Genomic DNA, 13,533 nt, shown 5'->3' with positions numbered 1-13,533 from the left:
AGCAAATCCCACGGGCAGACCGAGGGATGGCGATATCCTCGATGCTTGAATACGTTGTTATCTGATGAATTCGCCTTCTATGAAACCCTAATATCTTTTACTTAATTTCTTAAATGCCGAGTAATCCTTATCGGACTTAATAAAACTTAATATCATTTCGGCACATTCTGTTGGATTCAGCTCTTCCGTATTTACCTCAAGGTCATATTCATTAAAACAATATACTTTGTCGAACTGGGAATTTGCTAGTCCAATCTGTCGATCTCCTCGTATTTGCTCTCTTCTTGTGAGTTCTTCTTTCGAGCATAGGACACCTACGAATAATGTAGGATGATCAAAAAGTACATCAAGATAGTCATTAAACCGCTTGTCATTGTCGATTACGGTATCGACGATGACATTCAAACCCATTTCTGAAAACAATTTAATTGTTGCATAGTACACTGACATTATGGGATCAAAAAGTATTTGTCCGACATCATCCACTTCTCTTGTAGGTTCAATATCTGGAAATTTAGTATCAATAAAATCATCGTAATTACCAAAAAAATCGTCTATGGATAAATGATGAAAAGGAATCTCTTTCTGATTTTTCAGTTCCATAGAAATACTAGTCTTTCCTGAACTTGAAGTTCCGTTCATAAACACAATGAGTCCTTGCTTCAAACAAATCACCCTCGGATATAAGATTTACGTATCATTCAGACAACGTTATATTCACACAGTTCATTCAATTATCCAACTGATAAAATATTCGAGAAGCGATTAAACTATCCTGCCTTTCGCTTAATGAAATAGCTGTATAATTCAGTTAGATACTTATCTAAGCGGTAATCGGATCGTGTTTTTGTCCTATTCGGCAATCGGACAAGAACTTGTACGAATAAAACAAAAAGCCGCTAAATTAGCGACTTTCTATGAGATTATGTTCTATTCCCTCACAGGACAAGAAAGACCAATCGGCTCCGAACTCCCCCGGTCCGATCGGCCTTTCACGAGTCATCCTATAAAATGAATTAAGCGGCGTGCTGCGGCTTGAAGCCCGATGCTCCGACGCGGACCTGAATACGGTCGCTTTGCGTTACGCCTGCAGCATTGATCCATTCGGCATAATATTCGTAAGTACCTGGCGCCCGATCATGGATTTCCGTGACAGCCGCCTGCATACCAGGCGAAGTGTTGGTCAAAGCCTGGGTGTCGATCAGTACGCCGTTCTCATAGAGACGGTATTCGGCAGCATTCGTCCCCCACCACAGGTTGGCGCTAATCAGATAGCTGCCATCTCCGTCCCAATTATCGTGCGACAATACGGGCTTGCCCGGCGAAGCATCCGTCACCGTTACGCGAAGCGGCTCCGACTGCGATACGCCCCATGCATTGACCAATTCGCCGACATACGTATATACGCCATTGGCCTTTCCCTTAATATCGACAGAAGCCGTCTGCATCGAGGGAGAAGCCTCTTTTAATGGGATGGTTTGAATCGGGATGCCGTCTTCATAAAGTTTGAACTCCGAGCCGTTATTTCCCCACCACAAATTCATCGTCACCTTATAATTTCCGTCTCGAAGGCCTGTATTATAACCATTATTGTCTGACAGTACAGGTATGCCCGGCGCTGCGGCGGCATTCGGCTGCTTCACCTGGAATACAGCCCGGTCTGAGGCCACGTTGCCTGCGGCGTCCTCTACGCGGTATTCAATGACATGCTCTCCTGCTCCCAGCTCCTTGGCGCTGATCGTCTGACCCTCTTCAATCAGTTGTCCGTCCAGTAGGACCTTCTGGGTAATGACGCCGGAGATCTCGTCCGTGCTGTGAAGCTCAAACTTCAGGTTATCCTGCTCCCATACGTCTCCGATTCGGCTCCCCGATTGAGTCAACGTCACGGCAGGGGCTGTCTTATCCAATTTGATTTCCATCGTCTTCACCTCTTCAGTCACACCACCGGCAGAAGAGTAGTATTGAATGATGTTGATTCCCTCTCTGTCGACAACCACAGGACCCGAGTATTCGGACTCAGCTCCGTCATTCAACCAATAGATGGTCGATGCCGGCTCCGGACCTGTAGCCGTCAAAGTAAGGGTCACATTCCGGTTAATCCAACCGTTCGAGTTCGGTTGCTCCGATAGAGCGGCAGAGGTTTCCGGAGGAACGTTCGCCTGAGCAAGTGAAATATCGCTTATTCCCCGAACCTTCAATTGATATACGTCTTTAAAGATCGAGGATACACCTTGAAGATTAACAATTTGTCCTTCTTCATAAGGAAAATCGCCCAAGCTCAGCCCAGTTCTAACATCCACGCGGACGTGGTTGCTGACCCCACTCGCGCTGATCGCATCAAATTCGAAGGAGCCCGATGGGGATGCCGTAATGATATTCGTGATTTTCACCTGCTGAAGTGCAATCAGTTGGCCTTGATTGGCAGCATTTACAGAGTCGACCTTAACCGCCTCCGGCAGTTCCTCCGTACCCACCTTTTCGATTAAGACCGGGCTCGCTAATTCCAGCTCTGTGTTATAAAGGGTGGTTGAGGCTGTAAGCTTTACCACATCACCTTGATGAAATCCCGTGCTGCTCTGATACACATAGACTCCGCCGGTAGCATCCTGCAAATAGAAGGTTTGTCCTCCATAGATCCCTGGTTCAGTCGTTACAGTACCTTGAACCGTGATCAGACTTCCTTCTGGCTTGCTTCTTCCTTCCGCTATCGTAATCAATTCCGGAATCGAGCTGCCTGCATCCGGCAATGGCTCGGCAGGCACGTTACCTAAAGTCACGGATTGGGTCAACAGATTATTGCCGTTCTGGCGCAATCGAAGATTGGCTACCCCGGAAGAGCCTGGCTTGACGCGTATCGTCAAATCCTTATAGGCCCGCCCTTGACTATCGGCGGTCAAGCTGAAGGTGTCCCCATATCCATACGCGGTTGGCCAGGTTCCGTCTGCTCTTTGCGTCATAGCTACCTGGGTTCCACCCGTCAAATAGATCCCTGTGCTAAATCCGGTCACCGTTGAATTGGCAGGCAGGTTCTCGATAAGAACACGGATTTGAAACTCTGCTGCATTCGGTAAAACGGATTGGTGAACAAAGCTGTAGACTGGCGATGCGCTCACTGTAGCACCGCCGTAAGAACCCGGCTTGAAGGTCGATCTGTCCCACCATTTATAACCCGCGGCCGGCGTAGACCAAGGTTCAGACTGAGGCTCCGTTGAAGCCTGTGGCGCTTCGAAGGAATGCAGCTCAGTTACCTCATCCAATTGAAGGTCACCGACTTGTGCCAGACTTGTATAACTCTCCTGATCAGCCAGCCAATTGATCATATTGACTAACAAAACGGCATCATCCTGCTCCTTAAAGCCATCATAGGTTGTCTTTTTAGCTCCTGTTTCTTCGCGCAAATACTTTGGTGTGGCATCTTCTACCGGAGAGGAATCACCGATAAAGGCTGCTTTACCCAACCCAACCTTGGCTACGGCAACATAAGGTCCCTCCTCCATGCCGCCGCCGTTATATACGCCCTGATCGACCGCATTTCCCCATGACTCATTCGTCTGCGGAAGATACACAATGCCCTTGGCCTTGGCCGGATCGGTAATCGCTAGTGTAGAACCGGCATGCATCGCAATTCCGTCAACTCCCTCGGTGATTCCAAAGGCCTGATCCGGTTCTACAATATGATTAGCCGTGATATCGCCCAATGCGTTATACCGGAAGCGAACTCCGAAATGGTCTGCGAGCCAATCCGAGCTGACGACGTCTTGCATCGCCTCCGAGTTTCTCTCTTCCGAACTCATGCCCTTAGTCGGATCCTCCCAAGCCCCTCTGCGATACCCGTTGATCGCCTCGGAGCCATCCCAGCGGTTCTTGTTGCGATCAGCATTATAGTGGTCGCCTATGAAGAAAATACTTCCTCCATTTTGTACATACAGCTCCATCGCAGCCTGCTCGCTCTGCTTGAAGGGAACGTTCGGCTCAGCAATAACAAATACGGAATAGCCGCTTAGATCGTTGTAAGTAATCGGTGTTGACTTGCGCAGCTCGGCGACATCAAATCCGTCAGCAGCCAGTGCTTGTCCAAAATCGGAAAATCCGCCGTCAATAACCCAGTCTGCGGCACCTGCGGTCTGGGCATGAGCGTTGTCAAAAAGAATTTTCTTGCCGGCATTCTCATTTACCACTTTGGCAGCAATATAGGGTGCGGGATCGTTCGGACCCTCGGCATGCACTGGTGCGAGAATCGCGCCTAGTTCCAGTTGAATCGTAAATGCCAAGGATACAGCAAGTCCAATCCCCAACCACTTCGTCCCGATCTTCTTTCCAAGTCCAACCAGCTTTCTGCTCATAATTTCCCTCCCATGAGATTTAGAGTAGTTTTACCCCCTTATTTTGACATGTGATTATTAGCTTAAAAGCCAGGTTACGTAAAATTAAAAGAAATTTATATGCCTATATCAGTTGAACTCATGAGTGTACACTAGGGGCAACCAACGTATGAAGTGTTGTTCTTACGATCGCTGTTGTTCCCGGAATTCTCTGATTGCACTAATCCCATCATCGAGTAAACATATGTTCACAAAGGTGAACGCTAAGTAGCATAGGCTTCCGATACCGTTTTCTTTTCATCTGTGTTCTTCAAAAATAACACTGCGTTTACCATGACACGTAAGTAGTTGTTTATAATAGCTGTATTCCATTTAAGTTCCACATTTATCTGATCAGCATGGGAGGCAGCCATTGATGACATCTATGAATTCTATAAATCTGACGATTCTGCATACGAGCGATATTCACGGTCACCTGTATCCGACCGATTACCGTGGCCCTGGCGACAAGCCGCTTGGCCTTGCCAAGCTGTCACGTCTGATTCAGAAAGAGAGAAGCCGGAGCACCAATCTGCTCCTGATTGACAACGGAGACTTGCTTCAAGGAACGCCGCTGATGTATCACTATGCCAAGTTAAACCGCCACGGTCTGCATCCTGCAGCCCGAGCGCTTCATGCACTTGGATATGATGCAGCTGTCCTTGGGAATCACGAATTCAACTACGGACAGGAGCTGCTTCGACAGGCGATCCGTGATTCCGATTGTCCCTGGTTATCTGCTAACATTGTAAACAAGACTGACGGAAAGCCTGCATTCGGCAAGCCATATCGGATCTTTGAGCTTCCGCAAGGCATTCGCATCGCCCTGCTCGGACTTACCACCCACTTTATTCCGAATTGGGAGGAGCCGAATCACATCGAAGGCTTGTCCTTTATTGATGCGCTGGGTGCTGCCAAGTACTGGGTAGACAAGATTCGTTCGACGGAACAGCCGGATGCGGTGATTTTGAGCTATCACGGGGGCTTCGAACGCGATCCCATGACTGGTGAAGCGACCGAACCCTTAACCGGTGAAAATCAAGGCTATGCTATATGTGAAACAATCCAGGGTGTCGACATACTGCTTACCGGCCACCAGCACCGCCTGTTAAACGGGGAGATTAACGGGGTAGTCATTACACAGCCTGGCAGTGCCGGACAAGCGATTGCAAAGGTAGAGCTTGAATTTCAGGCGGTTCCAGAGAAGGGATGGCGGCTATCGGGCAAATCTTCCTCATTGCTTCTTGTAGATGAAGCGGATCAGGCGGATGAGGATTTTCTGGCTCTATTTGCTGAGGATGAACGGCAAACGCAGCATTGGCTCGATCAACCCATAGGCCGCACCGAGGGAGATCTCTCGATTCCCGATCCGTTCACAGCTCGCCAGGCAGATCATGCCTTTACGGAAATGATAAATCGGATTCAGATGGAGGTGACCGGGGCTGACCTCTCTCTGGCTGCCATCTTTACCAATGAAGCCAGAGGCTTCGGAGAAATCATTACCATGCGGGATGTGGTGTCCAACTACATTTATCCTAATACGTTAAAGGTTATCCGCATGAGGGGAAGCGACATCCTAGCCATGCTGGAGCAGACTGCTGAGTACTTTGAGGTGAATGAGACCGGTGATGGACTGTGCATTGCGCCGTCTTATCTGGAGCCAAAGCCGCAGCATTTCAATTATGATATGTGGGAAGGTATCGACTATACGCTCGATATCTCAAGGCCCGCCGGGCAGCGGGTGGTCAGATTGGAACGCCACGGAACGCCTGTGGATCCGGATGAAAGCTTCGATGTTGTCATGAACAGCTACCGGGCTGGCGGTGGCGGTAACTTCGACATGCTGAAGGACGCGCCTGTGGTTCGTGAAATTCCGACCGATATGACAGAGATTCTTGCAGATTACATTTCCCGGGTGGGCGTGATCCAGGCGACTTGCAATCATAATTGGGAGGTTGTTTACTGAGATTATTAGGCAGTCTCTTCCCCTAAATCCACAATGAAAAAGGCGGCGCCAGAGACACATTCTCTGACGTCGCCCTTTTTCAGTTAAAGTTGGTGGCGAATTTCCTCATCGGAAACGCCGAATTAGTTGCTTTTAGGGCAACTAGGCAGCACCAGCAGCCTGTCTCCCGCTTATCCTTTTACCAGCTTAGTCCGAAGCTTGTTGGATATCCACTCGATGATCAGAATCAGTATAACCAATCCGATCAGAATCGCCCCGACCTGATTCCACTTATACCCGTTCATGGCAAAGATCAGCGGGGCACCGATCCCTCCTGCTCCAACCAAGCCCAGGATAGATGCTTCGCGCATATTCATATCGAACCGGTAAATCATTACCGAGAGGAACAACGACATCAATTGCGGCAAGATGCCGTAGCGTACTTTTTCAAAGGTCGTGCAGCCAATCGAGGTCATGGACTCAAGCACCTTGGTATCGAGCTCCTCAATAGCATCCACATACAGCTTGGACAGCATTCCGACCGACGTAATCCCTATCGTCATCACACCTGAGAACGGTCCAGGACCGGAGACGCGGATGAACATCAAGCCATACACGAGGGCAGGAATCGTCCGGATGAAGATCAGCAGCAGGCGGGTAAGCCAAGCCACCGGCTTGGGTACGATATTCGAAGCAGCCAGAAAGGCAAGCGGAACGGATAAGATCGCCCCTACAATGGTCCCCAAAAATGCAATGGCTACCGTCTCAAGCAGCAAATACAATACGCTCTGTTTTGAAACGCTCAAGAGCAAGTTCAAGTCAGGATTCAAAATTCCCGTTATTATATTCTGAGCGATTTTGAGACCGCTCTGATTGATATCCTTCAAATTAACAGCAGCAAGCGACCAAGCAAACAGTGCAATAATAATCACCGTAAGCGTCAGCACATACCGCATATTACGAGGTTGGGCCTGAAGTTGCTTCTCAATCGTCGTCACTAAACTAACCTCCTCTCTTTCATCAAATCAGCTTTTTACGGAAATGCTCACTAGTCGTCTCGATCAGATAAACCGTGATGACCAATGCCAAAATGATCATCCCTACATTCTGATAATCACGCCAGCCCAAATCTTCTTTAATCAACAGGCCAACTCCGCCCGCACCCACGTATCCCAGGATCGCCGCATAACGTACATTCCCCTCAAAGCAGAACAGCGAATTGGACAAATAGCTTGGCAGCACCTGTGGAAACATGGCATAGCGAAATGCCTGAATTCTTGTCATACCGATGGATTCCATCGCTTCAAATGGACCCATATCCACATTTTCGATCTGCTCATACAGCAGCTTGCCTACATAAGACAGCGTAAACAGCAGAATGGCTACCACGCCCGCGGTTGGCCCCAAGCCAAAGATAAAGGTAGCAATCAAGGCGGTGACCAGGGTTGGCAAGGTACGCAGCAGACTCAGAATAATCTTAAAGAAGGCTGTCACCAACCGGTTTGGAACGACATTGGAGGAGGCCAAAATCGCTATAGGCAGCGCAAGCAGCGCGCCGATCATGGAGCCGATAAGCGACATCTGCAGGGTGTCTACAAGCGCCCCCCACAATTTAGGAAAGTACGCCCAATCCGGCGGAAACATTTCGCCAATCATCCCGAACAGCTTGCCTATTCGCACAAACAACACGTTTAGATTAAAATTCGTAAATTCCACGGACAGAGCAACTGCCACAAGGAGGAGCAATAGAATCAGTGGTGTGCGGGAGCGTTTCTCCAGAACGATCTTGCCGTTCGGAAGAGCAACCTTTTTAGGTGGAAATAGTTTGTCATACATAAGCAATCTCGGCCTCCGCTTGGACTGACATTTCCTCCTCAAAACGGCCGCCGTAAATTTCGCCAAGTACTGCCGTTGTGACCCCGGAAGCCTCCCCGTCAAAAACAACCTCGCCCTGGCGAATGCCAATAATGCGGTCGGCATATTCCAGTGCTACCTCGACATGGTGAATATTCATAATCACCGAGATGTTCATCTCCTGATTAATACGTTTGAAATCATCCATGACCATCCGGGATGTCACCGGATCAAGCGAGGCAATCGGCTCATCCGCCAGAATAATATCCGGATTCTGAGCAAGCGTCCGCGCCAGTGCTACCCGCTGCTGCTGACCGCCGGACAACTGATCCACACGCATATATGCCTTATCAAGGATGCCTACTTTATCTAATGCCTCCAGCGCCTTGATCTTATGATCCTTAGTGAAGATTCCAGTCAGCTTGCGCCACAACGGCAGATCTGGGACAAAGGAGACCAGTACATTCTTGATCACAGAAGTTCTTGTCACCAGATTAAAGGATTGAAAAATCATGCCGATTCTCCGGCGGAACCGGCGAACCTGGCTGCCCTTCAGCTTCCCTACATCTATGCCATCCACATTGAGCTGGCCTCCGGTAATCTCATGCATTCGATTAATGCAACGGATCAGTGTAGACTTCCCCGCACCGGAGAGACCGATGATGGCGACGAATTCGCCCTGCTCGATGGACAGATTAATATTTTTCAAGGCTGTAGTTCCGTTTGCGTATTTTTTCTCCACCTGTTTGAATTCAATCATGGCATATAAGCTCCGATCCTTTAGTCTGCGTAAAAACGTGAAAAAATGAGGGCATCACGTTGCCATGATGCACTCATTTCATTCCAAAGCTTCCGTCTAACTTCCTCGCCTTGATCGTGGATTACTGCTTTTGACTCTTGATCAGCTCTTGAGCCTTGCGCTCGTTGTCGTAATCCGAGGATTTTGCTTCTTGGTAGCCTTCATGACTGTACACGGCGATAACTTCTTTTCCTTTGTCTGTTTGAGCAATGGCGATAAAGGCCTTTTGCAATGCAGACTTGAATTGATCATCCATCAGCGAAGAGTTTTTGCTTACGCTGATTGTATCGTTATAGATTCCTTGCGTAACTCCGATCACATTCGTCTCATCCCAGATCGAAGCGGAACGGCTGAACTCGGTTGTCCATTTTTCTTCATAATCTCTTCTTGCATCAGCAAAAGCTACAATGATATCCACTTGACCAGCCGCCAGACGGGCGAACGAGCTTCCGTAAGAGTCCGAAGTCACCACATGTTTCAGATCGGTGATGCTCTTGTTGTAGTTATTTTGAAGCCACAGTGTCGGGTAAATGTAACCCGCGGAAGACGAAGTGGACATTACTGCCCAGTTTGCACTGTCCAGCTCTTCCCAAGTCAAGGATTCGCCCGCATTTACCTTAGCTGCCAGCTCTTTACCTTTATCCGTTGGGCCAGCAATGGCAATCGAACGGTAGTAGGTTGCTTGCTCGTCTGTAGGTGCCGTCGGTTTATTGTCGTTCCAATCCTTCGGATTGTCGGAATCGTTGGACAGACCCGCACGGGTAGCAGTCAGAATCACATCTGCACCGTCATCATACAGGGCATACGTTCCGCCCGGGATGAACCCGATGTCCGTCGTCCCTGCCGTCAAAGCCTCACCAACCGCCTCATAAGTCGTACCTACATCGATCGTAACCTTTTCCACATTGTAGCCTTCCGTAGCCAATTGCTCTTTCAGAAGATCCTTCAATGGATCTGTTGCCGTAATGATTTGGTCTGGGTCCTTGGATGGAACGAAGCTGACCTTAAGCTCCTTGATCTCTGTTGCAGAAGGTGTTGATTCTTGCGCCGTATTCGTCTGAGGTGCAGGCGTCGTATTATCCGCTGCTGCTCCGTTGTTTGCCGTGTTTCCGTTAGAACCGCATCCTGCAAGAAGGCCTACGCCTAATGCAAATACTGCAGTTAACATCCATCTGTTTTTCACTATCAAATACCCCCACTTTTTATAATTCGGATTCACCGAGTGTCTAGCCTCTCCTTTTGCAAACCCAAATTCATCATACAAGCCTATTGTTATCGAATGATTATCTACCTGTAAAAAATTTGAAACGCTCATTTACATATAGTTAACCTTATGAAAACAAATCTCTGGGGGATGGGACAAAATCTAAATCGTAGCTTGCAGTCAAAAAAAAGACTCCCAAAGGAGTGCCCTGCAAAAGTCTCGCTTTTTGTTAAACAAGTATTCCGAACTGGAAGATCTACGGTATACTGCAAAAAAAGCAGTCCATCCTCAAATGAGGGCGGACTGCTTTTGTTCGTTAATTTGACCATCTGCTGTACATTCACTACGAAAGTGGTGAGGTAAACTTGTATACGCATAGAAACGCTCTTTACCTCGATTACATTTTTTTAGAAGCTCCGAGCTTGGTTGCATGAATCCCTACAATAGTCAGCCACGCAATGTCCGCCAAGATTAAGAATCGTCCGAACATACCGGCCAAAACCCCCGGTCCAAATTGCCCGTCTTGCGGAATTTGAAGCACAAATAGGAGCATCGCAACGATTGCAATAATCGCGCTAGTGAGCAGCACTCTCTTCATAGGACGCCAAACATCAAGTCGGCTTAACGAAAGACTAATCAATAATGCGGCTACCGGCGTGTAGTCCAGCATCGCTCCGATTGAGTGCATGCTGCCGCTAAATGTAGCATCATCAGGACTAACCGTGATAGGATCGGTCACGAAGATGCCCGCGATTATAACGCCTATTGCACTGATCCCAAGAATAACAAGTCCTATGTATCCCGTAACCGTGCGAATATGCGGGAAAATCGTAATTGCTACACTGATTTGAGCAAGAGCCAGCAGCCCAAAAGCCAGGTGCATCATCCAACCAAAGTCGCCAAGAGCATATTCGCTGATAAAACGCCATGTCGGGTCAAATTCGGGCTCCAGCAAATGAAGGCTGCTTAGGAGAAGCACGAACAATCCTCCAGCGATAATCGACGCAAGGGCAAACCTGGAGCCCGTCACCGTTAAAGATTTTACCATGACCCACTGCTTAGCCAATGCCTATCCCTCCTGCTGGCGAGACCCTCGTCATCGTCGATTCATAGCCTCCCTCGCCGGAATAATGCCATGCTCCCGAATGGGAGTTTCCGTCAGAGCGGAATGTCCCTTTATAATAGTAAGGTGATCCCTTGTCTCCAGCCCAAATGACGAGCGAATCCCCTTCCAACTCATAAGCATAATCGAAGGTATTGCCTAACGTATCATAATATCGGGACCGAATATCCGGACTCTTGCTTTCGCCGAAGGGTTTTAAATGCCCAATCATCTCGATCCCTTTCACTTCTTGTCCATTCTGGGAAAGATGGACACGTTGTATCAAAAAGTATCCGCCTTCCATCCACTCGTAGGTTACTGTTCCTTCTGCTCCGCCGCTGATTTGCCAAGAACCGACTAGTCGATCAAGCGTCTGAAGATTCGCCATGCTCCCATCTCCTTATTGTTCGGAATCCGCTACAGCTTTTGCTACTACATCAGGAGCCATGATAACCGCGGAATGATCTTGACCGGCGAGCGAATGAGCTGCAGCCTTTGGTAGAAGCTCGACAAGCGCGCGTGCCGCGTCATGGAAAAGCGGTTCGCTGTTTTCCCCCGTCATAATCAAAGTAGGAACCGTAACGTTCCATCTGCCGGTTGGCAGTGTGTTCCCGGATTGCGTCGTTCCCATAATGATGCCATCATAAGCAAGTGTGTGTGCCAGGGACTCCATCTTGTTCCAAGAAGGATCGGCTTTCATATAGCCGATGTATTCTCCGGGGATGCCTAGGGCCTCAGATGCGAAATATTCGACTGCTTCAGACCTTTTCTCGGCTTTGATTAGTGCATTCAAATGTTCGACGTAGTCACTGGGTACAGGTTTACGGCTGTCGTTAATAATGAATGGCGGTTCATACAAGAAGAGCTTCGCAACCGAATCTCCTAACAAGTTCGCGGCCTCAAGCGCCAACACGGCTCCGGATGAGCTTCCGAACAAATAAGCCTGTCCTCCGGCGAGTGCAATTAAAGCCTCGATATCTTCCACTTCACGTGCGGTTTCGTAGGGTGAGGTATCCGTACTGCGGCCTCGTCCCCGACGATCGTAATTGTATACGGTGAAGCTGACAGACAAGTGCTCAGCTAAAGGTGAAGCATCCTGATGGTCAGCCGCCGCCGATGATATAAGGATGATTGCAGGACCAGTCCCTTGTTTGGTATAAGCGATGTGTGTCCCATCTTTTGAAATAACGGTTTCCATTGTGTCGTTGCCTCCTATTAACGTTTCTAAGTATTCTTCCAGTCGATCATAAGCATCGGTGAATCCTTCAATCATGCCCATCGCTTCCGCGTTGTCCAATTGTTCGTTGGTAGCGAATCGTGTTACGATGCTTATCCGTGTTCCCCCGCTTTTCTCCTCGAACAACACGGTCGTGTACATTTCGCTATCCAGAACCATATTCCAATCGCTGTCGGCAAAAGTGTCTATGTACACCAGTTTGCCGGGTGCCTCTACTACGTCATAGGTGGCTCTGCAATAGGCCGACTCGCCGCTATTGTCTTCCGCCTGAAGACTATACCGCCACACTCCACCTGGCCGCACATCCATTTCGTAAACGGTTGTCGTCCAGCCCTTTGGCCCCCACCATTTAGTAATATGTTTGGGCTCCGTCCAGCCTTCCCATGCCAGATGGACAGGCATCGCAACGTTACGTTCGACTGTGAGTTCTCTACGCTCGCGGTTTTTACGAATGGTAGTTTTTCTTTTCATTTGCAGTCATCCTTTTCAGGTAGTTTTCAAGGGAATCCAGCCTTTGGTTCCAGACTTCGCGGTAATTCAGCATGTAGCTCGCGATGAAACTGTTGATACCTGTCATTGGTCCTCCTTCTTCTTGTAATCCAGCATATACTCCTCAAAATTATCGAGACGCTCTTCCCATAGAATGCTGAAGGAATCAAACCATTCATCCAGCTCCTGGAAAGGTCCAGCTTCGAGGCTGTATATTCGCAATTGTGCTTTGCTCCGTGAGCGTACCATTCCAGCCTCGCTCAAGATGCGCAAATGACGGGATACGTGCGGCTGGCTGATGCCTAGCGCTTGGACGATTTCGCCTACCGATTTGGGCCCATTTCTTAGCAACTCAACGATGTTGAATCGATTGGGTTCGGCAAGAGTAAGTAACGTTAACTGCATAGTTGTTGTTCTCATGAACTTAATATATATTAATATGTATATATACGTCAATATATATTTATGAATTTATGAATTGAACTTTCACTTCTTAAGGAATTAGCGCAATTTTCGTAAAAATGGCAAGCTAAGCTGCAAAT

The 13,533-nt window shown here is 48.4% G+C and carries 11 protein-coding genes; 1 reads left to right on the top strand and 10 read right to left on the bottom strand.

Translation table 11 applies throughout. The annotated features are described in order from the left end of the window. Window positions 1-87: 87 nt before the first annotated feature. Together M2277_RS08350 and M2277_RS08345 are read right to left on the bottom strand one after the other, a co-directional pair. Window positions 88-666 (bottom strand): chloramphenicol phosphotransferase CPT family protein, encoded by a 579-nt coding sequence (locus M2277_RS08350; protein WP_006210152.1) that lies wholly within the window; start codon window positions 664-666, stop codon window positions 88-90. A 350-nt stretch (window positions 667-1,016) separates the two neighbouring features. Continuing rightward, window positions 1,017-4,343, bottom strand: coding sequence for a chitinase N-terminal domain-containing protein (locus M2277_RS08345; RefSeq protein ID WP_280754577.1), 3,327 nt, complete (start codon window positions 4,341-4,343; stop codon window positions 1,017-1,019). 394 nt (window positions 4,344-4,737) lie between these two features. Between M2277_RS08345 and M2277_RS08340 the strand changes: the two genes are divergently transcribed. Next, window positions 4,738-6,327 (top strand): bifunctional metallophosphatase/5'-nucleotidase, encoded by a 1,590-nt coding sequence (locus tag M2277_RS08340; protein ID WP_280754576.1) that lies wholly within the window; start codon window positions 4,738-4,740, stop codon window positions 6,325-6,327. A gap of 170 nt (window positions 6,328-6,497) precedes the next feature. On the opposite strand, the gene phnE (M2277_RS08335) is transcribed toward M2277_RS08340, so the two are convergent. The 8 genes from phnE (M2277_RS08335) to M2277_RS08300 all read right to left on the bottom strand — a co-directional run bounded on the left by phnE (M2277_RS08335) (window position 6,498) and on the right by M2277_RS08300 (window position 13,396). After that, window positions 6,498-7,304: a phosphonate ABC transporter, permease protein PhnE gene (gene phnE, locus M2277_RS08335; RefSeq protein WP_006210156.1), complete on the bottom strand. Its 807-nt coding sequence runs from the start codon at window positions 7,302-7,304 to the stop codon at window positions 6,498-6,500. Window positions 7,305-7,326: 22 nt separating this feature from the next. Next, window positions 7,327-8,142, bottom strand: a complete 816-nt coding sequence (gene phnE / locus M2277_RS08330; protein WP_006210157.1) for a phosphonate ABC transporter, permease protein PhnE — start codon at window positions 8,140-8,142, stop codon at window positions 7,327-7,329. Next, window positions 8,135-8,920 (bottom strand): phosphonate ABC transporter ATP-binding protein, encoded by a 786-nt coding sequence (phnC, locus tag M2277_RS08325; RefSeq protein WP_036639109.1) that lies wholly within the window; start codon window positions 8,918-8,920, stop codon window positions 8,135-8,137. The genes phnE (M2277_RS08330) and phnC overlap by 8 nt, the downstream gene beginning before the upstream one ends. A 121-nt stretch (window positions 8,921-9,041) precedes the next feature. Then, window positions 9,042-10,142: a phosphate/phosphite/phosphonate ABC transporter substrate-binding protein gene (locus M2277_RS08320; RefSeq protein WP_419144513.1), complete on the bottom strand. Its 1,101-nt coding sequence runs from the start codon at window positions 10,140-10,142 to the stop codon at window positions 9,042-9,044. Between the two features lie 418 nt (window positions 10,143-10,560). Next, complete coding sequence (locus M2277_RS08315) at window positions 10,561-11,229, bottom strand: DUF998 domain-containing protein (protein WP_280754575.1); 669 nt, start codon at window positions 11,227-11,229, stop codon at window positions 10,561-10,563. Next, window positions 11,222-11,653 (bottom strand): hypothetical protein, encoded by a 432-nt coding sequence (locus tag M2277_RS08310; protein WP_006210161.1) that lies wholly within the window; start codon window positions 11,651-11,653, stop codon window positions 11,222-11,224. The genes M2277_RS08315 and M2277_RS08310 overlap by 8 nt, the downstream gene beginning before the upstream one ends. Before the next feature lie 12 nt (window positions 11,654-11,665). After that, window positions 11,666-12,973 carry an alpha/beta fold hydrolase gene (locus M2277_RS08305; protein WP_280754574.1) on the bottom strand — a complete coding sequence of 436 codons (1,308 nt, stop codon included), beginning with the start codon at window positions 12,971-12,973 and terminating at the stop codon, window positions 11,666-11,668. Between the two features lie 102 nt (window positions 12,974-13,075). Next, window positions 13,076-13,396, bottom strand: coding sequence for an ArsR/SmtB family transcription factor (locus M2277_RS08300; protein ID WP_006210164.1), 321 nt, complete (start codon window positions 13,394-13,396; stop codon window positions 13,076-13,078). Window positions 13,397-13,533 lie beyond the last annotated feature (137 nt).

Origin of the sequence: Paenibacillus sp. LBL, assembly GCF_029893715.1 — a bacterium.
Lineage (GTDB): Bacteria > Bacillota > Bacilli > Paenibacillales > Paenibacillaceae > Paenibacillus_AQ > Paenibacillus_AQ glucanolyticus.
The sequence above is the reverse complement of the archived record's forward strand: the minus strand, read 5'-3'. Positions and strand labels throughout refer to the sequence as shown.